Annotated in this window: 27 protein-coding genes; 19 read left to right on the forward strand and 8 right to left on the reverse strand. The window is 67.5% G+C overall.

What is annotated here, in order from left to right:
• Positions 1-153: 153 nt before the first annotated feature.
• Together H536_RS0116860 and H536_RS0116865 are read left to right on the forward strand one after the other, a co-directional pair.
• Positions 154-1,149 (forward strand): BMP family lipoprotein, encoded by a 996-nt coding sequence (locus H536_RS0116860; protein ID WP_024351581.1) that lies wholly within the window; start codon positions 154-156, stop codon positions 1,147-1,149.
• Between the two features lie 143 nt (positions 1,150-1,292).
• On the forward strand, positions 1,293-2,234 hold the full coding sequence (locus H536_RS0116865; RefSeq protein ID WP_024351582.1) for a nucleoside hydrolase: 942 nt from the start codon (positions 1,293-1,295) through the stop codon (positions 2,232-2,234).
• 19 nt (positions 2,235-2,253) lie between these two features.
• On the opposite strand, the gene H536_RS0116870 is transcribed toward H536_RS0116865, so the two are convergent.
• Both H536_RS0116870 and H536_RS0116875 read right to left on the reverse strand, forming a co-directional pair.
• On the reverse strand, positions 2,254-2,475 hold the full coding sequence (locus H536_RS0116870; RefSeq protein WP_024351583.1) for a SlyX family protein: 222 nt from the start codon (positions 2,473-2,475) through the stop codon (positions 2,254-2,256).
• Positions 2,472-2,924 carry an acyl-CoA thioesterase gene (locus tag H536_RS0116875; RefSeq protein ID WP_024351584.1) on the reverse strand — a complete coding sequence of 151 codons (453 nt, stop codon included), beginning with the start codon at positions 2,922-2,924 and terminating at the stop codon, positions 2,472-2,474. Before H536_RS0116875 ends, H536_RS0116870 begins: the two co-directional genes overlap by 4 nt.
• Before the next feature lie 156 nt (positions 2,925-3,080).
• Here H536_RS0116875 and H536_RS0116880 point away from each other — a divergent pair, with 156 nt between their 5' ends.
• The 8 genes from H536_RS0116880 to deoA are packed head-to-tail and all read left to right on the forward strand — an operon-like array spanning position 3,081 to position 10,439.
• Positions 3,081-4,613, forward strand: coding sequence for an ABC transporter ATP-binding protein (locus H536_RS0116880; protein ID WP_024351585.1), 1,533 nt, complete (start codon positions 3,081-3,083; stop codon positions 4,611-4,613).
• A complete protein-coding gene (locus tag H536_RS0116885) occupies positions 4,610-5,047 on the forward strand; it encodes a VOC family protein (RefSeq protein ID WP_024351586.1) in 438 nt (145 codons plus the stop codon). The genes H536_RS0116880 and H536_RS0116885 overlap by 4 nt, the downstream gene beginning before the upstream one ends.
• A 7-nt stretch (positions 5,048-5,054) precedes the next feature.
• Positions 5,055-6,197, forward strand: coding sequence for an ABC transporter permease (locus H536_RS0116890; RefSeq protein WP_009208079.1), 1,143 nt, complete (start codon positions 5,055-5,057; stop codon positions 6,195-6,197).
• Positions 6,197-7,165, forward strand: a complete 969-nt coding sequence (locus H536_RS0116895; RefSeq protein ID WP_024351587.1) for an ABC transporter permease — start codon at positions 6,197-6,199, stop codon at positions 7,163-7,165. Before H536_RS0116890 ends, H536_RS0116895 begins: the two co-directional genes overlap by 1 nt.
• A 2-nt stretch (positions 7,166-7,167) precedes the next feature.
• Complete coding sequence (locus tag H536_RS0116900) at positions 7,168-7,563, forward strand: cytidine deaminase (RefSeq protein ID WP_024351588.1); 396 nt, start codon at positions 7,168-7,170, stop codon at positions 7,561-7,563.
• Positions 7,560-8,366, forward strand: a complete 807-nt coding sequence (locus H536_RS0116905) for a purine-nucleoside phosphorylase (protein WP_024351589.1) — start codon at positions 7,560-7,562, stop codon at positions 8,364-8,366. Before H536_RS0116900 ends, H536_RS0116905 begins: the two co-directional genes overlap by 4 nt.
• On the forward strand, positions 8,359-9,120 hold the full coding sequence (deoC, locus tag H536_RS0116910; RefSeq protein ID WP_024351590.1) for a deoxyribose-phosphate aldolase: 762 nt from the start codon (positions 8,359-8,361) through the stop codon (positions 9,118-9,120). Before H536_RS0116905 ends, deoC begins: the two co-directional genes overlap by 8 nt.
• Positions 9,120-10,439, forward strand: a complete 1,320-nt coding sequence (gene deoA, locus H536_RS0116915; RefSeq protein WP_024351591.1) for a thymidine phosphorylase — start codon at positions 9,120-9,122, stop codon at positions 10,437-10,439. Before deoC ends, deoA begins: the two co-directional genes overlap by 1 nt.
• A gap of 16 nt (positions 10,440-10,455) precedes the next feature.
• Here deoA and H536_RS0116920 read toward each other — a convergent pair whose 3' ends face one another.
• The 5 genes from H536_RS0116920 to H536_RS0116940 all read right to left on the reverse strand — a co-directional run bounded on the left by H536_RS0116920 (position 10,456) and on the right by H536_RS0116940 (position 14,648).
• Positions 10,456-10,992, reverse strand: coding sequence for a retropepsin-like aspartic protease family protein (locus H536_RS0116920; RefSeq protein WP_024351592.1), 537 nt, complete (start codon positions 10,990-10,992; stop codon positions 10,456-10,458).
• Between the two features lie 137 nt (positions 10,993-11,129).
• Entirely contained in the window at positions 11,130-11,759 is a 630-nt protein-coding gene (upp, locus tag H536_RS0116925) for a uracil phosphoribosyltransferase (protein WP_009208086.1), read from the reverse strand.
• 33 nt (positions 11,760-11,792) lie between these two features.
• A complete protein-coding gene (locus H536_RS0116930; RefSeq protein ID WP_029703483.1) occupies positions 11,793-12,788 on the reverse strand; it encodes an adenosine deaminase in 996 nt (331 codons plus the stop codon).
• Between the two features lie 53 nt (positions 12,789-12,841).
• On the reverse strand, positions 12,842-14,035 hold the full coding sequence (locus H536_RS0116935) for a phosphopentomutase (RefSeq protein WP_024351594.1): 1,194 nt from the start codon (positions 14,033-14,035) through the stop codon (positions 12,842-12,844).
• A 148-nt stretch (positions 14,036-14,183) separates the two neighbouring features.
• Positions 14,184-14,648: a pilus assembly protein N-terminal domain-containing protein gene (locus tag H536_RS0116940; protein ID WP_244495462.1), complete on the reverse strand. Its 465-nt coding sequence runs from the start codon at positions 14,646-14,648 to the stop codon at positions 14,184-14,186.
• Between the two features lie 240 nt (positions 14,649-14,888).
• Between H536_RS0116940 and H536_RS0116945 the strand changes: the two genes are divergently transcribed.
• The 9 genes from H536_RS0116945 to H536_RS0116990 all read left to right on the forward strand — a co-directional run bounded on the left by H536_RS0116945 (position 14,889) and on the right by H536_RS0116990 (position 23,802).
• A complete protein-coding gene (locus H536_RS0116945; protein ID WP_024351596.1) occupies positions 14,889-15,074 on the forward strand; it encodes a Flp family type IVb pilin in 186 nt (61 codons plus the stop codon).
• A 97-nt stretch (positions 15,075-15,171) separates the two neighbouring features.
• On the forward strand, positions 15,172-15,684 hold the full coding sequence (locus tag H536_RS0116955) for an A24 family peptidase (protein WP_024351597.1): 513 nt from the start codon (positions 15,172-15,174) through the stop codon (positions 15,682-15,684).
• Positions 15,685-15,795: 111 nt separating this feature from the next.
• A complete protein-coding gene (gene cpaB, locus H536_RS0116960; protein WP_024351598.1) occupies positions 15,796-16,614 on the forward strand; it encodes a Flp pilus assembly protein CpaB in 819 nt (272 codons plus the stop codon).
• A gap of 35 nt (positions 16,615-16,649) precedes the next feature.
• The gene (locus H536_RS0116965; RefSeq protein ID WP_244495461.1) at positions 16,650-18,230 is read left to right on the forward strand and encodes a type II and III secretion system protein family protein; all 1,581 of its coding nucleotides are present in this window, start codon (positions 16,650-16,652) and stop codon (positions 18,228-18,230) included.
• Between the two features lie 68 nt (positions 18,231-18,298).
• Entirely contained in the window at positions 18,299-18,961 is a 663-nt protein-coding gene (locus tag H536_RS0116970; RefSeq protein ID WP_230788719.1) for a CpaD family pilus assembly protein, read from the forward strand.
• Between the two features lie 17 nt (positions 18,962-18,978).
• Complete coding sequence (locus tag H536_RS0116975) at positions 18,979-20,253, forward strand: CpaE/TadZ family protein (protein WP_230788717.1); 1,275 nt, start codon at positions 18,979-18,981, stop codon at positions 20,251-20,253.
• Positions 20,254-20,260: 7 nt separating this feature from the next.
• Positions 20,261-21,754 carry a TadA family conjugal transfer-associated ATPase gene (locus tag H536_RS0116980; RefSeq protein ID WP_024351602.1) on the forward strand — a complete coding sequence of 498 codons (1,494 nt, stop codon included), beginning with the start codon at positions 20,261-20,263 and terminating at the stop codon, positions 21,752-21,754.
• On the forward strand, positions 21,754-22,761 hold the full coding sequence (locus tag H536_RS0116985) for a type II secretion system F family protein (protein WP_024351603.1): 1,008 nt from the start codon (positions 21,754-21,756) through the stop codon (positions 22,759-22,761). Before H536_RS0116980 ends, H536_RS0116985 begins: the two co-directional genes overlap by 1 nt.
• Before the next feature lie 60 nt (positions 22,762-22,821).
• Entirely contained in the window at positions 22,822-23,802 is a 981-nt protein-coding gene (locus tag H536_RS0116990) for a type II secretion system F family protein (protein ID WP_373279286.1), read from the forward strand.
• 302 nt (positions 23,803-24,104) lie between these two features.
• Here the strand turns inward: H536_RS0116990 and H536_RS0116995 are convergent, their stop codons facing one another.
• A complete protein-coding gene (locus tag H536_RS0116995) occupies positions 24,105-24,950 on the reverse strand; it encodes a tetratricopeptide repeat protein (protein WP_024351605.1) in 846 nt (281 codons plus the stop codon).
• Positions 24,951-25,039: the final 89 nt, after the last annotated feature.

The following is a 25,039-nucleotide window of genomic DNA, read 5'->3' on the forward strand; positions in this document are numbered from 1 at the left end:
CGGCGGCGCGTACACCAAGTGATCTGATTCCGCGTGATTTCCGGCGGCGGCCATGCCAGTCTTCGGGACAGACGCGGGGCTGTGCCGGCGCCGCGAGCCAGACGGGTCCCAGGGCCTGTCGCCACCAGCCCATTGCAACAGGGATCGGATCACATGAAACAGTTCCTGGCCGGACTTCTGGCCGCCACGCTCCTTTCGGCTTCCTCGGCCTCGGCCGCCGATTTCGCCCCGGCGCTGCTCTACGACCTCGGCGGCAAATTCGACAAATCCTTCAACGAGGCCGCCTATAACGGCGCCGAGAAGTACAAGGCCGACAGCGGCACCGAATATCGCGAGTTCGAGATCACCAACGACGCCCAGCGCGAGCAGGCGCTGCGCCGCTTCGCCCGTGACGGCGCAAACCCGATCATCTCGGTCGGCTTCAGCCAAGCCGCGGCGCTGGAAGCGGTCGCCAAGGAATATCCCGACACCCAGTTCGCCATCATCGACGCGGTCGTCGACGCGCCGAACGTCCAGTCGATCCTCTTCAAGGAAGAGGAAGGCTCCTACCTCGTCGGGATCCTGGCGGCGATGAAGTCGGAGACCGGCACGGTCGGCTTCGTCGGTGGCATGGATATTCCGCTGATCTCGAAATTCGCCTGCGGCTATGCCGGCGGCGTCAAGTCGGTGAAGGCGGACGCCAAGGTCTTGGAGAACATGACCGGCACGACCGGCGCGGCCTGGAACGATCCGGTGCGCGGCGGCGAGTTGACCAAGTCGCAGATGGACCAGGGCGCGGACGTCGTCTTCCACGCCGCCGGCGGCACCGGCATCGGCGTGCTGCAGGCGGCGGCCGACGCGGGCAAATACGGCATCGGCGTCGATTCCAACCAGAACATGCTGTTTCCCGGCCATGTCCTGACCTCGATGGTCAAGCGCGTCGACACGGCGGTCTACACGACCTTCGACGACGCGGCGAAGGGCGAGTGGAAGCCCGGTATCGTCACGCTCGGCCTCGAGAATGACGGCGTCGCCTATGCCCTCGACGAGCACAATGCCGATCTGATCACCGAGGAGATGAAGGCCGCCGTCGACCAGGCGCGGCAGGACATCATCGACGGCAAGATCGAGGTGCACGACTACAGCACCGATTCCAGCTGCCCCTACTGATCCCGCGCTTCGTCGCGGCGTGATCGAAAGGCGTCCCGTTCGCGGGGCGCCTTTTTTGCCACTGGGCCCGGTACCTGCACGCTTTCGCCGTCCGGCGCGCAGTGCTATCGGCGGGCCGCAGCCAACGGCGAAGGACAGGCACGATGACCCAGAAAGTGATCTTCGACACCGATCCCGGCCAGGACGATGCCGTTGCGATCCTGACGGCGCTCGCTTCGCCGGAGGAGCTCGACATTCTCGGCATCGTCACCGTGGCCGGCAACATTCCCCTGTCTTTGACCACGAAGAACGCGCTGAAGCTGCTGGAACTGGCCGGCCGGCCGGAGATCCCGGTCCATGCCGGCTGCGAGCGGCCGATGCTGCGCCCGCTGGTCACGGCCGAGCATGTGCATGGCCAGACCGGTCTCGACGGGCCGGACCTGCCGGAGCCGAAGCTTGCGGCGCGCGAGGGCCATGGCGTCGATTTCCTGATCGAGACGATCCGCGCCCATCCGGCCGGGACGATCCGGCTGATGGCGCTCGGGCCGCTGACCAATCTCGGCGTCGCCTTCACCAAGGCGCCGGACATTGCAGCGCGGTTGAAGGACATCGTCCTGATGGGCGGCGGTTGCTTCGAGGGGGGCAACATCACGCCGGCGGCCGAGTTCAACATCTATGTCGATCCCGAGGCCGCCGCGATCGTCTTTGCCAGCGGCGCGGCGATCACCGTCCTGCCCCTCGACGTGACCCATTTCATGCGCTCGACGCGCGCGCGAATCGCCGGCTTCGGCGATCTGGGCAATCGCTCGGGCGCTGCGGTCGCGGCGATGCTGAACTTTTCCGAGCGCTTCGACGTGGAGAAATACGGCTGGGAGGGCGCGCCGCTGCACGATCCCTGCGTGACCGCCTTCGTCTTACGCCCCGACATCTTCACGGCGCGGCCGGTCAATGTGGAGGTTGAGACCGGCAGTCTTCTGACCCGCGGCATGACCGTCTGCGACTATTGGGGCGTCACCGACCGGCCGCAGAACGCCCATTGGGTGCGTTCGGGCGATGCCGATGCCTATTTCGCGCTTCTGACCGAGCGGATCGCCCGGCTGCCGTGACGCCCGGCCGGGCCGCCGCTCAATAATGCGGCGGCTTGGTGTTTTCCGGCCGCGGCATCGCCACGTCCTCCAGCGCCTCGAAGCGGTCGCCCAGCGAGCGCAGGCTGCGCTGCATCCGTTCGATCGCCGCGGAAGCCCGCTGCAATTCCTCCGACAGATCCTCGATCATCTGGGCCTGGTGGGCCGCCATGATCTCCAGATCCTCGATCCGCTTCTCGTTGCCGTCGTCGGTCTCGCTCATAGGGTCAGCTCCAGAAGCCTGTTGCGCAGCCGGTCGTCCAGCGGGGCCGGGCGGCGGGTGTGGCGGTCGACATAGACATGAACGAAGAACCCTTCCGCCGCCGCGGTGTCGGCCTCGCCGCGAAACAGCCCGACCTCGTAGCGCACCGATGAGGTGCCCAGCCGGCCCACCCTTATGCCGGCCGTGACCGGGTCGGGGAAGGCGAGTTCGGCAAAGTAGCGGCAGCCGGTCTCCACCACGAGCCCGATCCGGTCGCCGCGATGGATGTCCAGGAGACCGTTGGCGATCAGCCAGCCATTCACCGCGCTGTCGAACAGGGCGTAGTGCACGACATTGTTCATGTGGCCATAGATGTCGTTGTCCGACCAGCGCGTCGTCAACGGCACGAAGGCCCGGTAGGCCTCGCGCCGTGCCGGCCCCGGCCGGTCCTGTTGTCTGTCGTCCGGCATCGCTCTCGTCCGTCGTCCGCGTTTGCCGACTCATCCCGTATGCGTGCCGCCAACGCAACGCCCGATCCGGCGATGCGGTGCGGGCCGCTTATGGACTGGCATTCACGGCCCCCGCTCTCTAAGCTCCGGCGAACGACGACAGGCCAGAGAATCTGCATGCCCGATCCGGCGATCGAACTGATCGACATCGACAAGAGCTTCGGCGTGGTGCGGGCCAACAAGCGCATCAATCTGGCGGTGGAACGTGGCACGATCCACGGCATCATCGGCGAGAACGGCGCCGGCAAGTCGACGCTGATGTCGATCATTTACGGCTTCTACCAGGCCGATTCCGGCACGATCAAAGTCGGTGGCAAGACCGTGGACATCTCCGATCCGAACGCCGCCATCGCGGCCGGCATCGGCATGGTCCACCAGCATTTCATGCTGGTCGAGAACTTCACCGTGGTCGAGAACGTCATGCTCGGCGCCGAGCAGTCGCCGCTGCTGTTTTCCGGCATCGCCAGGGTGCGGGCCGAGCTGAAGCGGCTGGAGCGCGACCATTCGCTCGACGTCGACCCCGACGCCATCGTCGAGGAGCTTCCCGTCGGCCGCCAGCAGCGGGTCGAGATCCTGAAGGCGCTGTATCGTGGCGCCGACATCCTGATCCTCGACGAGCCCACCGGCGTCCTGACCCCGGCCGAGGCGGACCACCTCTTCGCGGTGCTGCGGCAGCTGCGCGACGAGGGCAAGACGATCATCCTGATCACCCACAAGCTGCGCGAGATCATGGCGATCACCGACAATGTCTCGGTGATGCGGCAGGGCGAGATGGTGGCGACGCGCCGCACCGCCGACACCGATGCCGCCGAACTTGCCGAGCTGATGGTCGGGCGCCGCGTGCTCCTGACGGTGGACAAGGCGCCGGCCGCGCCGCGCGACGTGAAGCTGAGCGTGACCGGCCTGACGGTGCGCGACCGGCGCGGCGTCGTCATGGTCGAGGACGTCTCCTTCGACGTGAAGGCCGGCGAGATCGTCGGCATCGCCGGCGTCGCGGGCAACGGCCAGTCGGAACTTCTGGAGGCGCTGGCCGGCATCCGCCGGGCCGAAAGCGGCCGCATCGCCATGCTGGGACGCGACATCGACCCGTCGCAGGAGGTCGATCCGGCCGAGATCCGCCGCATGGGCTGCGCCCATGTGCCGGAGGACCGTCATCATATGGGCCTCGTCCTGCCCTTCGAGGAAAATGAGAACGCCATTCTCGGCTACCAGGGCGATCCGCGCTTCGCCAAGGGGCCGCTGCTCGACCGCGACGCCATGCGCCGCGACGCCGAGGCCAAGATCAAGGCCTATGACATCCGTCCGCCGGACTGCCGGCTGAAGACCTCGAACTTTTCCGGCGGCAACCAGCAGAAGATCGTGCTGGCCCGCGAGATGGAGCGCGATCCGGACGTGCTGTTGATCGGCCAGCCGACCCGCGGCGTCGATGTCGGCGCGATCGAGTTCATCCATCGGCGCATCATCGAGATGCGCGACGCCGGCAAGGCGATTCTGCTCGTCTCGGTCGAGCTCGACGAGATCCGCGCCCTGTCGGATCGCATCCTCGTCATGTTCGCCGGCCGCATCGTCGGCGAGCGCAGTCCCGATGCCAACGAAGGCGAGCTCGGCCTGCTGATGGCCGGAATCGAGGGGCAGGAGGCGGCGGAATGAGCGCGGCGCGCATTTCCCTCGTCACGCTCGGCGTTGCCGATGTCGCCCGGGCCGTGGCCTTCTACGAGGCGCTGGGCTGGACGAAGGCGCCGCAGAGCGTCGAATCGACGGCGTTCATGGTCGGCGCGTCGATCGTCCTCGGCCTGTGGAACCGCGCCGAGATGATCGCCGATGGCGGCGAGGGCGAATTGCCGGTGGGCTCCGGTTCGGTGGCGCTGGCAGTGAATTTCGCCTCCGTCGACGCGGTGTCCGAGGCCTATGATCGGGCACTCGCGGCCGGTGCCCTGCCGGTGAAGCCGCCGGCAGAAGTCTTCTGGGGCGGGTTCTCCGGCAATTTCCGCGATCTCGACGGGCATCTGTGGGAATATGCCCACAATCCGTTCTTCAAGCTGTCCGACGACGGTCATCTCGACCTTCTCGCGAGCGACGAGTGACCGCCGCATGAGCCGCCCCTACGCCAAGCTTCCGCCGCTGATCGACTACGGTCTGATTCCGCTGATCAATCTCGTCGTGGCCTTCGCCGTCGCCGGTCTCGTCGTCCTCGTCGTCGGCGAAAGCCCGGTCGAGGCCGCGGCGCTGATGATCCGCGGCGCTTTCGGCTATGGCGAGGGCATCGGCTTCACCCTCTATTACGCCACCAGCTTCATCTTCACCGGCCTTGCCGTGGCGGTCGCCTTTCATGGCGGGTTGTTCAATATCGGCGGGGAGGGGCAGGCCTATATCGGCGGCCTCGGCGTCGCCGCGGTGGCGCTGACGCTGGGCGGCATCCTGCCCTGGTGGCTGAACCTGCCTTTGGCCGTCGCCCTGTCCTGCGCCTTCGGCGCGGCCTGGGCCTTCATCCCGGCGATCCTGCAGGCCAAGCGCGGCAGCCACATCGTCATCACCACGATCATGTTCAATTTCATCGCCGCGGCGGTGATGGTCTATCTCCTCGTCGGCGCGCTGAAGCCCGCCGGCACCATGTCGCCGGGCACCGGCACCTTCGAGGCGGGCGGCCAGCTGCCGAAGCTGAAGGAGCTGTTCGCGCTGTTCGGCTTCAATCTCGGCGGCGCTCCGCTCAACGTCTCGCTGTTCGTGGCGCTCGCCGCGGCCTTCTTCGTCTGGGTGCTGATCTGGCGCACGCGGCTCGGCTACGAGATCCGCACGCTGGGCTTTTCGCCGCGCGCCGCGCGCTATGCCGGCATGTCGCATACGCGGCTGATCGTCGTGACCATGATGGTGTCCGGCGGGCTCGCCGGCATGATGGCGCTGAACCCGGTGATGGGCGACCAGTACCGGCTGCTGATCGACTTCCCCGGTGGCGCCGGCTTCGTCGGCATCGCCGTCGCACTGATGGGGCGCGGCCACCCGGCCGGCATCATCCCCGCCGCCATCCTGTTCGGCGTTCTCTACCAGGGCGGGGCGGAACTCGCCTTCGATATGCCGGCGATCTCGCGCGACATGATCGTCATCATCCAGGGCCTCGTCATCCTGTTTGCCGGCGCCATGGAGAACATGTTCCGGCCCGGCGTGGGTGCGGCCTATCAATGGGTGCGGTTCCGCACCGCGGAGCCGGCGGGCGCCGATGTCGAGGAGTCCCGCTGATGGATGCCGGCGCCTGGATCAACGTCATCGATTCGACCATCCGGCTGTCGACGCCGCTGCTCTTCGCGGCGCTGGCGGGCCTGTATTCCGAACGCTCCGGCATTTTCGACATCTCGCTGGAAGGCAAGATGCTGATCGCCGCCTTCGCCTCGGCCTCGGCGGCCGCCGTCTGGGGCTCGGCGCTGCTCGGGCTGCTGGTCGGCGTTCTCGCCGCGACCGGCTTCTCGCTGATCCACGGCCTTGCCTCGATCACCTATCGCGGCAACCAGATCGTCTCGGGCGTCGCCATCAACTTCATCGCCGCCGGCCTGACCATCATCCTCGGCCAGGCCTGGTTCGCCCAGGGCGGGCGCACGCCGAGCCTGTCCGGCGACAGCCGCTTCGGCGCCATCGAGCTGCCGGGGGCAGCCGCCATCGCCGACGTGCCGGTGATCGGCCCGATCTATGCCGACATCCTCTCCGGCCACGCGATCCTCGTCTATGTCGCCTTCCTGATGGTGCCGCTGACCTGGTGGGTGATGTTCCGCACCCGCTTCGGCCTGCGTCTGCGGGCCGTCGGCGAGAACCCGGCGGCAGTCGACACAGCCGGCATCTCGGTGACCTGGCTGCGCTACCGGGCGGTGATCATCTGCGGCATCCTCACCGGCTTTGCGGGGACCTATCTCGCGGTCGCGCAGGCCGCGGGCTTCACCCGCGACATGACTGCCGGCAAGGGCTACATCGCGCTGGCGGCGCTGATCTTTGCCAACTGGAAGCCGCTACCGGTGATGCTGGCCTGCCTGCTCTTCGGCTTCCTCGACGCGATCTCGATCCGCGTCCAGGGCGTCGAGATTCCGCTGATCGGCGAGATTTCGGTGCAGTTCGTGCAGGCGCTGCCCTACATCCTGACCGTGATCCTGCTGGCCGGCTTCGTCGGCAAGGCCACCCCGCCCAAGGCCGGCGGCGTTCCCTATGTGAAAGAAAGATAGAAATGGCGGACGATCTCTTCGCGCTGGCGAAGTCCGCGATGCGGCGCGCCCACGCGCCCTATTCGAAATTCCCTGTCGGCGCAGCCCTGCGCACCACGGACGGTCGCATCTTCTCCGGCTGCAATGTCGAGATCGTTAGCTTTCCCGAAGGCTGGTGCGCCGAGACGACGGCGATCGGCCATCTGGTGATGGACGGCGGCGGGCGGATCGCCGAGGTGGCCGTGGTCGCCGAGAAGCTGCCGCTGTGCACGCCCTGCGGCGGCTGCCGCCAGCGCATCGCCGAATTCGCCGACGCGGCAACGAAGGTGCATCTGTGCGACGCTGACGGCGGCGTTCGCGAGACCGTCACCATGGGCGAACTCCTGCCGCGCGCCTTCGACACCGAGAGCCTCGCATGAGCGCGGCCGCCGATTATCTGCGCTACCGGCTGGGCGACCGCCGCCCGGTGGCCGCGATGGTGCTGGGATCGGGACTGGGGCTGCTGGTCGATGCGATGGCGGATACGATCCGGATCCCCTTCGCCGAGATCCCCGGCTTTCCGGTGAGCGCGGTGACGGGCCATGCCGGCGAGATCGTCGTCGGCCGGCTCGGTGGGCGCGACATTCTCGTCCTGTCCGGCCGCGTCCATTATTACGAGGCCGGCGATGCGGCGGTGATGCGGCCGGTGATCGCGGCGATCGCGGCGCTGGGTATCGAACGGCTGCTCCTGACCAATTCGGCCGGCTCGGTGCGCGAGGACATGCCGCCTGGCTCGGTGATGATGATCGAGGATCACATCAATTATTCCGGGCTCAACCCGCTGATCGGCGAAGCCTCCGACGCCCGCTTCGTCGGCATGACGGCGGCCTATGATGCCGAGCTGCGCGAGCGTCTGGCCGCCGCCGCCGAGACGGCCGGCGAGACGCTGTTCGGCGGCGTCTACATGTGGTTTTCCGGCCCGTCCTTCGAGACGCCCGCAGAGATCCGCATGGCGCGCACGCTGGGCGCCGACGCGGTCGGCATGTCGACGGTGCCCGAAACCATCCTGGCGCGGTTCTTCGGCCTGAGGGTCGTCGCCGCCTCGGTGATCACCAATTACGGGGCCGGCATGACCGGCGCCGAACTCTCCCATGCGGAGACCAAGGACATGGCGCCAAAGGGTGGCGCGCGGCTGGCGCGGATTCTGGGTGCCATGCTGGAAAACGGAGGCTTCGATGACTGATGCCGACATGCAGGCCCGCGCCCGGCAACTGATCGCCTGCCTCGACCTGACCAATCTCAACGACGACTGCACCGAGGCCGATGTCGCGGCGCTGTGCGACCGGGCGGCGACGCCGGAAGGGCCGGTCGCAGCGATCTGCATCTGGCCGCAATTCGTCGCCTTCGCGCGCGAAAAGCTGGCGCCGGCCATCCGCATCGCGACGGTGGTGAACTTCCCGGCCGGCGGCGAGGATCTGGACGCGACCCTCGCCGAGACTCGCGTGGCGGTCGCCGACGGTGCCGAGGAGATCGACCTTGTGATCGCCTATCGGAAGATTCCGGCCGATCCGGATTTCGTCGAGAACCAGGTGCGCCAGGTGAAGGCAGCTTGCCGCACGGCGCGGCTGAAGACGATCCTGGAGACCGGCGAGATCGGCGACCCGGACGCGATCCGCGTGGCCTGCCAGGCGGCACTCGACGGCGGGGCCGACTTCCTGAAGACCTCGACCGGCAAGGTCGCCGAGAACGCGACACCCGTCTCCGCCCGGCTGCTGCTCGGCGCGATCGCCGATTCCGGCCGCGACGTCGGTTTCAAGCCGGCCGGCGGCATCAAGACCTTCGAGGACGCGAACGGCTATCTCGAACTCGCCGAGGCGATTTGCGGCCCCGGCTGGGCGACGCCGGAGCGCTTCCGTCTGGGCGCGTCCAGCGTCCTCGGCGATCTTCTCGCCGTGGCAGGCGGCAAGGCGCGGGCCGGCGGGGCGGCCGGCTACTGATGGCGGTCCTGCCGCAGGAGTTCATCCGCGCCAAGCGGGACGGGGAGACCCTCGATCCGGCCGCGATCAAGGCCTTCATCGCCGGCTTCGACGACGGCAGCGTCACCGAGGGGCAGGTCGCCGCCTTTGCCATGGCCGTCTTCTTCCAGGGCATGGCGCGGGACGAGACCGTCGCGCTGACCGAGGCGATGCGCGACAGCGGCGATGTCCTCGACTGGTCCGACCTCGACCGCCCAGTCGTCGACAAGCATTCGACCGGCGGCATCGGCGACAATGTCTCGCTAATGCTGGCGCCGATCGTCGCCGCCTGCGGCGCGGCCGTGCCGATGATCTCGGGGCGCGGGCTCGGCCATACCGGCGGTACGCTGGACAAGATGGAATCGATCCCCGGCTATTCGGTGACGCCCGACAATGCGACGTTCCGGCGGACCGTGCGCGACGTCGGCTGCGCGATCATCGGCCAGACCGGCCAACTCGCCCCGGCCGACAAGCGCTTCTACGGCGTGCGGGACGTGACGGCGACGGTGGAATCGATCCCGCTGATCACCGCCTCGATCCTGTCGAAGAAGCTGGCGGGCGGGCTCGAAGGCCTGGTGCTCGACGTCAAATGCGGCTCCGGCGCCTTCATGGCCAGCGAGGCGGACGCCCGCGCGCTGGCGACGAGCCTCGTCGAGGTGGCCAACGGGGCTGGGCTGAAGACCACGGCGCTGATCACCCGCATGGACCAGGCACTGGCCTCGGCGGCCGGCAACGCGGTGGAAGTGCGCAACGCCGTTCGCTTCCTGACCGGCGACCACCGCGACGCGGCTCTGGAAGAGGTGACGCTAGCGCTGGCGGCGGAGATGCTGGTGCTGGCCGGGCTTGGGCCGGATCTCGTCGCCGGCGAGGCCAAGGCCCGCACCGTCCTCGACGACGGGCGCGCGGCGGAGATCTTCGGCCGGATGGTGGCTGCGCTCGGCGGACCCGTCGATTTCGTCGCGCGGATGGATGCGTATCTGCCCAGGGCGCCGGTTGTCCGACCAATCGTGGCGACGGGGCCGGGTACCGTCACGGCCGTCGATGCGCGGCAGCTCGGGCTTTGCGTCGTCGGCCTCGGCGGTGGACGGACGCGGCCGCAGGATGCGGTCGACCATTCGGTCGGCCTGACGGAGCTCGCACCGATCGGCACGATGCTGGGCGAGGGCGATCCGATCGCGCTGGTCCATGCGCGGGACGAGGCGGCGGCCGAGGCGGCAGCGGCGGTGGTCCGGGCAGCTTACAGCTTCGGCGATGCAGGGCCAGGTGGCTCACGGCCCGCGGTCATCGACCGCATCGGCTGAGCGCCTCGGACTGGTCCTATTGCTTCAGCGTCAGCTGCTCGTCCGCGATCTCGAATTTCGACAGGCGACCGAGGAAGCTCATGCCGAGGAGGGCGACGGGCAGGGTGCCGTCGCGGGTGACGAGCGTGTCGACGTCGCGCAGTTCGATCGGGCCGAGCTGCATCCGCGCGACCGTGACGAGGGCGGCCGTGGTCTCGCCATTCGCCGTCTGCACCGTGTAGCGATATTCATCGAGCTGCGGGGCGACGCCGAGGCGGCGGGCGGTGGTGTCGTTGATGGAAACGTAGGTTGCGCCGGTATCCACGAGGACCGGCACGGAGCGGCCGTTCATCCGCGTATCGGTCCGGAAATGGCCACTGGCATCGGCGGCGAGGCGCGCGACGCGGCCGGAAAGGCTGGCGGGACGTTCCATCGCCGCATCGATGACCTCGGGGGCGCGTTCGACGGTCTCCACCTGGCCGGACAGCATGCCGGCGCGGTAGTGCTCGAAGGCCGATGGCACGGCCAGCGCGACCAGCGAGGTCACGGCAAGGATGATGACGAAGTTCTGCATCCGGCGGTCCGACCCGTTGCGACTTAGGTCGGACAGTGTGGGCGCAGCGGGGTTAACCGGAGGCGAAAAGCCGGCGATGCCGGGCGGCCATCGCCCGGCGCGGTTGCCGATCGGTTAAGACCGGCCCGCCGTGGCGGCTATTTGGTGCCGTACATCCGGTCGCCAGCGTCGCCGAGGCCGGGCACGATGTAGCCCTTGTCGTTGAGGTGCCGATCGATCGAGGCGGTGAAGACCGGGACGTCCGGATGGGCGGTGCGGAACCGCTCGATGCCTTCCGGGGCCGCCAGCAGGCAGAGGAAGCGGATGTTCTTCGCGCCGCGCTCCTTCAGCTTCTCGATCGCCGCGATGGCCGAATTGGCCGTTGCCAGCATCGGGTCGACGACGATGACAAGGCGGTTTTCCAGATCCTCGGGCGCCTTGAAGTAATATTCGACCGGCTGCAGCGTCTCGTGGTCGCGGTAGAGCCCGATATGGGCGACGCGGGCGGCCGGCACGAGGTCGAGCATGCCCTCCAGAAGGCCGTTGCCGGCCCGCAGGATCGAGGCGAAGACCAGCTTCTTGCCTTCCAGCACGGGCGAATCCATCGCCTCCATCGGCGTCTCGATCCGGATCGTCGTCAGGTCGAGATTGCGCGTGACCTCGTAGCAGAGGAGCGTGGAGATCTCGCGCAGCAGCCGGCGGAAACTCGCCGTCGAGGTCTCCTTGTTGCGCATGATGGTGAGCTTGTGCTGGACCAGCGGGTGGTCGATCACGGTGACGCCGTCCATGGGGCCTCGCTTTCTGGCTGATTTGGCTTCTGCTTAACCGGACGATGACGGCGCGCCAAGGGCGATCGCCGAGACAACGAGTTGTTGGAGGAGACGCTGCCGGGTCGCTTCGTCGACGAAGGCGGCCTCGATGGCGTTGCGGGTGAAGCCGAGACGGTCGCCCGGCCCGAAGCCGGCAGACGCAGCAAAAGCGTATTCGGCCGCAAGATCGGTGGCGAAAAAGGGCGGATCGTCGGAGTTCAGCGTGACCCGGCATCCGGCCTCGACCAGTGGCCGCAGCGGATGCGATGCCACGTCCGGATAGACGCCAAGCGCAAGGTTGGAGTGGGGGCAGATTTCGAGGGCGATGCCTTTGTCGGCCAGCATCCGCACCACGTCCGGCGCTTCGACCGCGCGCACGCCATGGCCGATGCGGCTCGTTCGAAGGATCTCGACCGTCTCGCGGACATTCTCCGCGCCGTCGAATTCGCCGGCATGGGCGGTCAGGCCGAGCCCGGCGTCGCGGGCGATGTCGAAGGCAGGGGCGAAGTCCCGGGGCGTGCCGATGCGCTCGTCGCCGGCAAGGCCGAAGCCGGTCAGAAGCGGTTCGCGCACCGCATGGGTCGCCGCAAAGCGTGCGGCGGCCTCGACCCGATCGGCACCGAGATGGCGAACGCCGACCACGATCATCCGCGCCTCGATGCCGGTCGCGGCCGTCGCCCGGCGGATACCCTCGGCGAGACCGCCCAGATAGGCATCGCCCGGCACACTGGCCGTTGCCGCGTGGTCGGGTGAGATGAAGAATTCGGCGTAGACCGCGCCGGCGCGGGCAAGGCCCGTCAGATGGTCCTCGGCGAGGCGGCAATAGTCAGCCGCGTCGCGGAAGACCAGCGAGGCGCGATCATAGGCTGCGAGGAAGCTGGTGAAGTCGTCCCAGACATAGGCGCCGTCGCGAACGATGCCGCCGAGGTCGATGCCGTGGCGTTCCGCCAGTTCCAGCACCAGTGCGGGGCGGGCCGCGCCCTCGATATGGCAGTGGAGTTCGGCCATGGGGACGGCACCGCCGGAGCTTGCGCGGGCGAGGGCCGGGGCGGCGTCCGCCTTCACAGGAAGCTCGTTCCGTGGCGGCCTTCCGGCAGGCCGAGATGCGCGGCAACGCTCTCGCCGATATCGGCGAAGGTCTCGCGGTGGCCGATGGCGCGGGCGGCGATGCCCGGCCCTAAGCCGAGCACGGGCACGTTCTCGCGGGTGTGGTCGGTGCCGCGGAAGGTCGGGTCGCAGCCGTGATCGGCGGTGATGATGGCGAGATCGCCCGGCCGCAGTCGCGCTTCGAGCTCGGGCAGACGCGCGTCGAAAGATTCCAGCGCCGCCGCATAGCCGGCGACATCGCGCCGGTGGCCGTAGAGCATGTCGAAATCGACGAAATTGGCGAAGACGATGTCGCCGTCGCTCGCGTCGTCCAAGGCGCCCAGCATGGCGTCGAACAGCGCCATGTTGCCGTCGCCCTTGCGCACCTCGGAGATGCCCTGGTGGGCGAAGATGTCGCCGATCTTGCCGATCGCGATGACCCGGCGGCCGGCGGCGACGGCGCGGTCGAGGATGGTGGGCTCGGGTGGCGGCACCGAATAGTCGCGGCGGTTGGCGGTCCGGCGGAAGGTCGCGGCGGTCTCGCCGGTGAAGGGCCGGGCGATGACCCGGCCGATATTCAAGGGATCGACGTGCCGCCGTGCGACCGCGCAGAGCGCGTAGAGCCGCTCCACGCCGAAATGGGTCTCGTGGGCGGCGATCTGCAGCACGCTGTCGGAGGAGGTGTAGAAGATCGGCTTGCCGGACGCGATGCTCTCCTCGCCGAGTTCGGCGATGATCGTGGTGCCCGAGGCATGGCAGTCGCCGAGAATACCGGGAATGTCGGCGTCGTCGCCGATCTGCGCGATCAGGGAGGCGGGGAAGGTCGGCACGGTGTGGGGGAAATAGCCCCAGTCGAAGGTCACCGGCACGCCGGCGATCTCCCAATGTCCGGACGGGGTGTCCTTGCCATGGGAGACCTCGCCGGCCGAGCCCCAGAGGCCGGCGGGCGATCCGTCGCCGTCGAGACCGGCGGCATGGAAGAGGCCGAGGCGGCGCATGTTGGGCAGGGCGAGCGGGCCCTGTCTGATGCCGGCACGGTCGGCCTCGCCGGCTTCGGCGCGTTCGAGGATATGGCCGAAGGTGTCGGCTCCCGCGTCGCCGAAGGCTTCGGCATCCCTTGCATGGCCGATCCCGAAGGAATCGAGAACGATCAGAACAGCGCGCGCCAACATTCTCTCCTTGCCGCGACCGGAGTCCCGGCCTGTCAGGCGCCGACGGCCGGCCAGGGCCGCCGCGGCGTGTGGTCAGGCAGATAGGCGGACCGGGAGGGTTTCACAGGGGAGGTGGGATAGCGCGGCGCGAGGAGCAGGCGCGGCATTACTGCTTGGCGGCATCCATCGCCATGCCCTGGCGCTGGGCATATTGCTGCGCGGCCTCGCCGAAGCTGTCGACATTGTCGCCGATGGTCACCGTCGGCTCGCATTTGGGGGCGCAGGCATAGGTGACGCGGCTGGCCTGGCGGTAGACCCGCACCGTGTTGTCCTCGAAGCTCTGCACCGCGACCTGCTGGTCCATGACGATGTCGCCATTGGCGTCGAGGATGACGAGATTGGTGATGCCGTAGCTGCGGCCCGTGAGGACCAGGCGGTTCGAGGACAGCACCTCCACGTCGACGATCGCCGGGTTGCCGACGATCACCGTGGCCGCCGGGTTGTCGATCTGGACGATCCGGGCGTGATCCACCTCGACCGGCAGGACGTCGCGGCTGTCGAAGGCGGCGGCATTCCCGCATGCGGCGAGAACGGCGATCGCAGCCAGTGCGGCGCGCAGTGTGCTGGTCATGTGGCTCATCCCGTTCTGCTGCTGGAGTCCTCACTCTAGGTAGAACGGTCTTGGTAAACGCAGGATTAAGCCCGGTCGTGAAGCAAAGGTGAAAATTCGACGCAAGAGGCGAAGGGAAAATAAACCACGCCGCTTAAGACGATCGCAACCGGCCACCCTTAGACATGGCTCAATCCGATCGACAAGGCAGTCGACGGGGATACTGCTTCAAACGGGTATCTGGATATCAAGGAGTTCCCAATGTCCAAGCTTTTCGCTCGCTTCGCCAAGGATGAGTCCGGCGCGACCGCCATCGAATACGGCCTGATCGCCGCCATCATGGCTGTCGCCCTGATCGCCGCTTTCCCGTTCGTGACCGGCGGCCTGACCACCTCCTTCACCAACATCGGCACGATGCTCGGCTCCACGCCTTCCACGATCAACTAATTGCGACGCATCGCGTGGAGATGCCGCGTGATTTCAAGATCATCAGGACCGGGACGGAGCAGATGCTTCGCCCGGTCCTGGATATTGGAGTAGGCGTGTGACGGCTCTTGCGCTCCTCGTCATCTTCCCCTTCGCCATGCTCTATGCGGCCGCGTCGGATCTGGTGACGATGACCATCGCCAACCGCGTCTCCATCCTCCTCGCCCTGGCCTTTCCCGTCGTCGCCTATGCGGCCGGCATGGCGCCCGGTGCGATCGGTGCCCATCTCGGCATCGGCCTCGTCTGCCTGACCGTCTGCTTCGGCATGTTCGCCGCGGGCTGGATGGGCGGCGGCGACGCCAAGCTCCTGGCCGCCACCGCGGTGTGGTTCGGGCCCACCCCCATGCTCCTCGAATACATCCTCTTCGCCAGCATCTATGGCGGGCTCCTGACGATAGGGCTCCTGACCATCCGGGCCTTTCTGCAGCCCGTGACCGGCGTCGCCTTCATCGATCGCCTGCTCGAACGCGAGACCGGCATTCCCTATGGAATCGCCCTCGGCCTGGCCGGCCTGACCGTCTATTCCGGCAGTGTCTGGATCGACATCGCGGCCCGCAGCGCCCCGTTCTGAGGCCTGCCGATCGGGCGGGAGAGGTTTCGTTAACCATACATTGAGGGTTTGTCGGCGATAACCGTCGTGAACAGCCGCATGGTCGCGGCCTCGTTTGCGAGGAGTAGCCCGATGAATCTAGCCCGCATGGCAGTTGTGGCGGTCGCATTGGTCGCAGCCATGGGTGCGGCATTCGTCGCCTTGAACCTGCAGCCCGAAAAGGCCGAACCGGTGATCATCACCGCGGCGCCGGCCGAGCCGCCGATCAAGCTCGCCGAAGTGCTGGTCACGTCCCGCGACCTGTCGATGGGCGAGGCGGTGGACGAGGCGCTCGACTGGCAGAGCTGGCCCGAGGACGGCATCGGACCGACGCTGATCCGCAAATCCGACCGGCCCGACGCCATCGAGACGCTCAAGGGCTCGCTGGCCCGCCAGTCCTTCTTCGCCGGCGAACCGGTGCGCGAATCCAAGCTGATCCGCTCGGACCAGGGCTTCATGTCCGCCGTCCTGCCGGCCGGCAAGCGGGCGGTCGCCGTCCAGATCGCGGCTGAGACCTCGGCCGGCGGCTTCGTCCTGCCGAACGACCATGTCGACGTCATCATGACCCGCCGGGTGTCCAGCTCGGAGAACCGTGGCGACCAGGTGCTGACCGAGACCGTCCTGCGCAATCTGCGGGTCCTGGCCATCGACCAGACCATCCAGGAGAAGGACGGCGAGAAGGTCGTGGTCGGATCGACCGCGACGCTGGAAGTCGATCCCGACCAGGCCGAAGCCCTCACCGCTGCCCAGCAGATCGCCGACCGTCTGGTGCTGTCGCTGCGCTCGCTCGCCGATTCCGTGCCCGGTTCGCCCGGCTATGCGGCCTTCCTGCTCGCCCAGGAGAACGCCCGGAACGGCAAGATCCGGGTCGTGCGCTACGGCCAGTCCTCCGAAATCACCACCAAGGAATGACGGGCAACCCGATGAACGATTGGAGAGGATCCGACATGCTACGCGCCCGGCTTCGCAAACTGGTGGTCGTCATGGCCGCGGCGTCCACGGCACTCGCGCCACTGGCAACGACCCTGCCGGCCCAGGCCGAGCAGACCGTCGTCAACGTCCGCCAGGGCTCCCAGTCCATCAATCTCGGTCTGAACAAGACCAAGGTCATCGTGCTCGAGGCCGACGCCCACGACATCCTCGTCGCCAACCCCGCGGTGGCCGATGCGGTTACGCGTGACGCGCGCCGCATCTATATCTTCGGCAAGCAGATCGGCCAGACCAACATCGTCGTCTTCGACCGGCAGAACCGCCAGATCGCGTCTATCGACCTGAAGATCGAGCGCGACATCAACGGCCTCGAGGCGACGATCCGCAAATACGTTCCGTCCTCGGTCGTCCAGGTCGAGATGCTGAACGACAACGTCGTCCTGAACGGCACCGTGCAGACGCCCCAGGACGCGGCCAAGGTCGAGCGTCTGGCGCGGCTGTTCGTGACCGGCGGCGAGGGCACCACGGGTCAGTACATCCAGCAGGCCACCGCCTCGGGCGGCGCCGGCGGCGGTGATGGCGATGTTGGCTTTGCCCAGGAAGACCGGCGCCAGAGCCAGATCGTCAATCTTCTGCAGATCCAGGGCGAGGACCAGGTGACGCTGAAGGTCACCGTCGCCGAGGTCCAGCGCTCGGTGGTCAAGCAGCTCGGCATCGATTCCATCGCCAGCGGCTCGATCGACGGCGTCGCCTATTCGGCCGCCACCGACAATCTCTTCGGTCTCGGCAATCCGCTGTCCAACACCTTCGGCCGCATCACCAACAGTTCGGGCGGCGACACCGTGCAGTCGCAGCTGCGGGCGCTGAACCAGGCGGGCGTCATGCGGACCCTCGCCGAGCCCAGCCTGACGGCGATCAGCGGCGAGAAGGCGAGCTTCAAGGTCGGCGGCGAATTCTCCATCCCGGACGGCCGCACCATTACGCCCGAAAAGCGGACCAACATCCGCGACGATGCAGGCCGCATCGTCGACACCGAGGTCGAGGGCGAGGTCGTCACGCTGGACAGCCGGCTGGTCGAGTACGGCATCGGCCTGGACTTCACGCCGGTCGTCCTGTCGCCCGGCCGGATCAGCCTGAAGGTGCGCACCAGCGTCTCCGAACCAACCTTCGAATCGCCGTTCAATCTTGGCCGTGGCTCGACCGCGTCGGGTTCTGCCGTCATCGGCATCCGCAAGCGTCTGGCCGATACGACGGTCGAGCTGCCGTCGGGCGGCTCGCTGGTCATCGCCGGTCTCGTGCGCGACGAATCCCGCCAGGTCATGTCGGGCTTCCCCGGCCTGTCGAAGATCCCGGTGCTGGGCACGCTGTTCCGCTCGCGCGACTTCCAGCGCTACGAGACCGAGCTGGTGATCATCGTCACGCCCTATCTGGTGCGCCCGGTTCCGCGCCAGGCGCTGGCCCGCCCGGACGACGGCTTCGCCCTGTCCAGCGACGGTGCCGCCAACTTCCTCGGCCGCGTCAATCGCGTCTACGGCCACATGGAAACCAAGCTGCCACCCGGCCGGTATCACGGCGTCGTCGGCTTCATCTACAAATGACCGGTTCTGGGAGATCGCAGGTGCAAGACCGTTCGCAGATCATCGGCCGCCGCCGTCCCCGGACGTCCATGGCCGCCCTGTTGCCGCTGGCCGCGATGCTGATCGCCGGCGGTTGCGCCAACGTCCACAATGTCGAGGTCGGCTCGATCCCCGACGATTACCGCACCCGGCATCCGATCGTCGTGTCGGAGGACCAGGAAGCCATCGACATTCCGATCGTGATGTCCGACGCCCGCCTGTCCTACGCCAATCGCGGCCGCGTCGAGCATTTCGGCGACCGGTTCCGCGCCTCGGGCGCCGATTCCATCCAAGTGATGCTGCCGACCGGCTCGGCCAACCAGTATGCCGCCGACCGGGTCTCGCACGAGATCGTCGAGGCGCTGCGCGGCCGCTACATCTCGCGCGACCGGATCTTCGTGCAGCCCTATTCGGCGGTGGGCGCCGAAGGGCCGACGCCGATCCGGCTGACCTATGCGACGCTGGTCGCCAAGACCGGTCCGTGCGGGCGCTGGCCCGACGACATGACGGACACGTCCGAGAACAAGAACTACTTCAATTTCGGCTGCGCCAGTCAGCAGAACCTTGCCGCCCAGATTGCCGATCCGCGTGATCTGCTGTCGCCGCGCGGCGTCGATTCCATCGATGCCGGCCGACGCACCACGGTGCTCGACAATTACCGGCGCGGCGAGCCGACGACGACGGCGGCCGGTTCCAGCGAAATCGAATACTGATGGGAGCCGCGGAAACCATGTCTACCGCTTCGCGCGCTGCGCCGGACACCAGCTTCGACGATCCGGCCGGTCTGGATAACGTCCGGCCGATCCCCCGCATCTCCATCCAGGCCTTCTGCGAAAGCGAGGCCGTCGCCCGGCCGATCGAGAATGCCGGGGCGGACCGGCGCATGGCTAAGACCCACATGCGGGTCAATCTCGGCGGCATCCGCGCCGCGGTGGAGCATTTCTCCGGCGCGCCGACGCCCAACCTCGTCATCCTGGAATCCAAGCTGCCGCCGCTTGAACTGATCGGCGAGCTGGAATCCCTGTCGGAGGTCTGCGACCCGGGCTCCAAGGTGATCATCATCGGTCACTACAACGACGTGGCGCTCTACCGCGACCTGATGCATCGCGGCGTGTCGGAATATCTCGTCGCGCCGGTCTCGATCGCCGACATCATGACGATCATCGGCTCTTTGTTCACCGCGCCCGATTCCGAGCCGCTCGGCCGCTCGATCGCCTTTGTCGGCGCCAAGGGCGGCGTCGGCTCATCGACGATCGCCCACAATCTGGCCTGGTCGATCTCCAAGCTGTTCTCCAGCGACGTGGTGATCGCCGATCTCGATCTGCCCTTCGGCACCGCCAACATCAATTTCGACCAGGACCCGGCCCAGGGCATCGCCGAGGCGGTGTTCTCGGCCGAGCGCATGGACGACACCATGCTCGACCGGCTGCTGTCGAAATGCGCCGAGCATCTGTCGCTGCTGGCCGCGCCGTCGCTGCTCGACCGCACCTACGACTTCTCGACCGAAGCCTTCTCGGCGCTGATCGAGACCGCCCAGCGCGGCGCGCCGGTGGTGGCGCTCGACATCCCGCATGTGTGGAACGACTGGACCCGCAGCGTTCTCGCCTCGGCCGACCAGATCGTCATCACCGCGACGCCGGATCTGGCCAATCTGCGCAATGCCAAGAACCTCGTCGACATGCTGGCCAAGCTGCGGCCCAACGATCCGGTGCCGCATCTGATCCTCAACCAGCTGGCGATCCCGCGGCGTCCGGAAATCTCGCCCGAGGAATTCGCCGATCCGCTCGGCCTCGAGCCGATCGCCCAGATCAATTTCGACCCGCAGGCCTTCGGCAATGCGGCCAATAACGGGCAGATGCTCGCCGAACTCGACGGCAAGCATCCGGCCGTGGAGGCCTTCGAGCACGTCGCCCACGTCCTGACCGGACGCGGCACGGCCAAGAAGCCGAAGAAGCAGGGCCTTCTCCAGCGGCTGCGCCACAGCGGCAAAGCAACCAGGGAGTAGCGGCAGCATGTTCGGCAAACGCGGAAACGAGCCTCGCAGCAATCCCGGCATGGGTCTGACTTCGACCCTGCCGAAGCCGTCGGCCGCGCCGGTCCCGGCGCCCAAGCCGCGCGAGCCCGTGTCGCGGGCGCCCGTCACGCCGCCGCCGGCGGCAGCGGCGCCGCGGGAGGCCGCCGCCGCGAGCGACAATTCCGCGGCCGTGCGGCCGGACAGCTATTACGCCCGCAAGGCCGAGGTCTTCGCGGCGCTGATCGATACGATCGACCTGTCGCAGCTCGCTCGCCTCGACGCCGAGAGCGCGCGCGAGGAAATCCGCGACATCGTCAACGACATCGTCGCGATCAAGAGCTTCGCCATGTCGATCTCCGAACAGGAGGACATGCTCAGCGACATCTGCAACGACGTCCTCGGCTACGGGCCGCTGGAGCCGCTGCTGGCGCGCGACGACATCGCCGACATCATGGTCAACGGCGCCCGCCAGACCTTCATCGAAGTCGCCGGCAAGGTGCTGGAGACCAATGTCCGCTTCCGCGACAACCAGCAGCTCCTGAACATCTGCCAGCGCATCGTCAGCCAGGTCGGCCGGCGCGTCGACGAGACATCGCCGATCTGCGACGCGCGCCTGCCCGACGGCAGCCGCGTCAACGTCATCGCGCCGCCGCTGTCCATCGACGGCACCACGCTGACCATTCGTAAGTTCAAGAAGGACAAGCTCACCCTCGACCAGCTCGTCCAGTTCGGCGCAATCTCGCCGGAAGGCGCGCAGATCCTGCAGATCATCGGCCGGGTCCGCTGCAACGTGGTCATCTCCGGCGGTACCGGCTCGGGCAAGACGACGCTTCTGAACTGCCTGACCCGCTATATAGACACCGACGAGCGGATCATCACCTGCGAGGATTCGGCCGAGCTGCAGCTCCAGCAGCCCCATGTCGTGCGCCTGGAAACCCGACCGCCCAACATCGAGGGCGAGGGCGAGATCACCATGCGCGACCTGGTCAAGAACTGCCTGCGCATGCGGCCCGAACGCATCATCGTCGGCGAAGTGCGCGGACCGGAGGTCTTCGACCTCCTGCAGGCGATGAACACCGGCCATGACGGCTCGATGGGCACGATCCACGCCAACTCGCCGCGCGAGTGCCTGAACCGCATGGAATCGATGATCGCCATGGGCGGCTTCTCGCTGCCCTCGCGCACCGTCAAGGAGATCATCGTCGGCTCCATCGACGTGATCGTCCAGGCCGCGCGCCTGCGTGACGGGTCGCGCCGGATCACCCACATCACAGAAGTGCTGGGCATGGAGGGCGACGTGATCACCACGCAGGATCTGTTCGTCTACGACATGACCGGCGAGGACGCGCAGGGCCGGATCATCGGCCGCCACCGCTCCACCGGCATCGGCCGGCCGGCCTTCTGGGACCGGGCGCGCTACTACAACGAGGAGCAGCGCCTTGCCGCCGCCCTCGACGCGTCGGGCGCCGACGAGCCGGCGGGGATGCTGTAATGAGCCCGGCCGGCGTCATCCTGTTTATCCTGTTCTCGACGATCGCCGCCGGCGCGCTCGCCTTCGCCTTCCTGCAGCCGCGGATCGCCAAGGAACGCAAGGTGGAGAACCGGCGTGCGCAATATACGCGCGACGACACCGAGCGGCGCTCGCTGAAGGTCGCCCGCGACCGGCTGAAGGAGCAGGACAAGCGCCGCAAGACGATCCAGTCGTCGCTGAAGGAGCTGGAATCGCGCCAGAAGGAGCGCGACAAGCACACCGGCAAGCTGACCCTGCAGCGCCAGCTCGAACAGGCCGGCTGGACGATGAGCGTCAAGCAGTTCGTGCTGCTCAGCATCGCCATGGGCTTCGTCAGCCTGTTCGTGGCGGCGATCTTCGGCGCGCCGTTGCTGCTCCTGATCGGCGCGGTCGTCGTCGGCGGGCTCGGCCTGCCGCGCTTCCTCCTGTCGCGGGCGCGCAAGAAGCGCTTCCAGAAATTCGGCGAGGAATTTCCCAACGCCATCGATCTGATCGTGCGCGGCGTGAAATCGGGCCTGCCGCTGAACGACACGCTCAGGATCGTCTCCGGCGAGACGCTGGAGCCGGTGCGCAGCGAGTTCCGCAAGATCATCGAGAGCCAGCAGATGGGCGTGCCGATCTCCGAGGCGGTCGAGAAGCTCTATCGCAACATTCCGACGCCCGAGGCGAACTTCTTCGCCATCGTCATCGCCATCCAGTCGCAGGCCGGCGGCAATCTGTCGGAAGCGCTCGGCAACCTGTCGAACGTGCTGCGCGACCGCAAGAAGATGCGGGCGAAGGTGCAGGCGATGTCGATGGAGGCCAAGGCCTCCGGCGGCATCATCGGCGCGCTGCCGGTGGTCGTCGCCAGCCTCGTCTACATCACGACGCCCGACTACATCTCGGTCCTGTTCACCTCCGGCACCGGCCATCTGATCCTGGCGATCTCGGGGCTGTGGATGGCGACCGGCGTCTTCGTGATGAAGAAGATGATCAGCTTCGATTTCTAAGGGCCGACCGGCGCCGCTCAGAACGCGCAGCCGAAGCGGAAGGTGCAGACGAGTATGGAAATGTTCGCGCTCATCGGAGTGTCCCCGGCGGTCGCCGCCAGCGTGGTCATGGCGATCGCGGTGTTCACCACCTTCATCGCCATCGCCATGCCGATGCTCGCCGGCAACCAGCTGAAAAGCCGGATGAAGGCGGTGGCGCTGGAGCGCGACGAGATGCGGGCGCGCGAGCGGGCGCGCATGGCGGCTGAGAACGAGCGCGGTCGCTCGGGCCTGCGCCAGCAGGACAGCAAGGGCGTCGCCAGCCTCGTTGTCGAACGGCTCAACCTGCGCACGGCGCTGGCCGACGACAAGACCGTGACGAGCCTGCGCAATGCCGGCTATCGCGGCCAGCGGCCGCTGACCCTGTTCCTGTTCGCGCGCGCCGTGCTGCCGCTCCTGATGTTCGCCCTCGCGCTGTTCTACGTCTTCGGCCTCGGCCTCCTCGACACGCATCCGACGATGATGCGCATCGCGATCTGCCTCGGCGTCGCCTATGTCGGCTTCGTCGCGCCGATCTTCTTCGTGAAGAACCGCGCCACCAAGCGCCGGTTGTCGATCAGCCGGGCCTGGCCGGATGCCCTGGATCTGCTGCTGATCTGCGTGGAATCGGGCAATTCGATCGAGGCGGCCTTCCGCCGGGTGGCCGAGGAGATCGGCATCCAGTCGATCCCGCTGGCTGAGGAACTGGTGCTGGTCTGCGCCGAGCTGTCCTATCTGCCGGACCGCAAGGTGGCCTATGACAATCTGGCCACCCGCACCGGCCTCGACGGCGTGCGCACGGTCTGTACGGCGCTGGTCCAGGCCGAGCGCTACGGCACGCCGCTGGGCACCGCGCTGCGGACGCTGTCGCAGGAAAACCGCGACCAGCGGATGAATCTTGCGGAGAAGAAAGCCGCCGCGCTGCCGCCGAAGCTCACCGTGCCGATGATCGTGTTCTTCCTGCCGGTGCTGTTCGCCGTCATCATCGGCCCGGCGATCATCAAGGTCATGGCCGTCCAGTAGCGGCACCGCCAGCAGGGTGCCCGGCGCCTGCCGCCCGCCGGACCGTGTCTGGCCGCGCCGTGGAGCCGGCCTCGCTAGGGGGCGGCTTGGTCCCTGCATGAACGCGCGGGGACGATCCCGAACCATCACAGCGAGGGTCGGCGCAGCACCCGAACACATGAAGCTGAGCGACCGCTGTCCGTCTGCCCTGATCGAGGCGGCCCAGGGGCGGGCCGCAGCAGCGGTCAACGCAAAAAGGGCGCACCCCCGAGGATGCGCCCTTTTCGTGTCTTCGAACCGTCAGCGTGAAGCGGTGGGACCGATCAGTTCTCGGCCTTGTCCTTGTCCTTCAGCATCGCCCAGGTGTTCTGCTGGGCGAGCATCGCCTTGAGGAAGGCGACATTGGCTTCCGCCTCGGCCGGCGGTAGTTCGCTGCTGGCGATCTTCTCGGCCTCGTCGAAGCGGCCCTGCAGGCCGACGACCAGCGCCAGGTTCTGGCGCACGCGGCTGTCGCTGCCCGGCTGGGAGGCGGCGGAGCGCAGATAGGATTCGGCCGACTTCAGATCGTTGCCGAGAAGGTAGGACATGCCGAGATTGGACAGGATCGTCGGCTCGTTCGGCTGCATGTCCAGCGCCTTGCGATAGAGCGTGCGCGCCGGAACCTGCTGGCCCATCTGGTCGAGAATGGCACCCTCGGCGGAATAGAGCCGCCAGTCGGGATAGTCCGGGGTCTGGGCGCGGCGAATGGTCTCCAGCGCCTTGGGCAGGTCGCCGGCCGCGGCCAGCGCCTTGCCGTAGGCCGCGAGGACGTCGCGATCTTCCGGATGGGCGATCGCCATCTGCTGCATCACCGCCAGCGACTGGTCGTTGCGTCCGGCCATCTGCAGGGCGGCGGCATAGGAGAGGCCGGTGGGCTTGTTCTTGGGATCACGGTCATAGGCGGCGCCATAAGTGCGCACGGCCGACTGCAATTCGGTGGTGTTCATCTGGGCCACCGTGCGGCCCTGCTGCGCGGGGCGCTGGATCGAGCCGGTGGTCTCGTTGGACACGGAGCCGCAGCCTTGGGTCACCATCAGGGCGAGGCATGCGCCAAGGAGCAGCCCCTGTTTTGCACGGCGTCCCGAACTAGTTCCGCGCCCGACCATGATCTGCTCCTGTTCCGCCTGCATGTCGGCCGCATCGAAAACGGGACGGCCTTCGACGGTGAGAGTATTTCGTTAACCCTAATGACCGGTTAATGCCGGTCCCAGGACGCAAA

The organism is Aurantimonas coralicida DSM 14790 (assembly GCF_000421645.1).
GTDB classification, from domain to species: domain Bacteria; phylum Pseudomonadota; class Alphaproteobacteria; order Rhizobiales; family Rhizobiaceae; genus Aurantimonas; species Aurantimonas coralicida.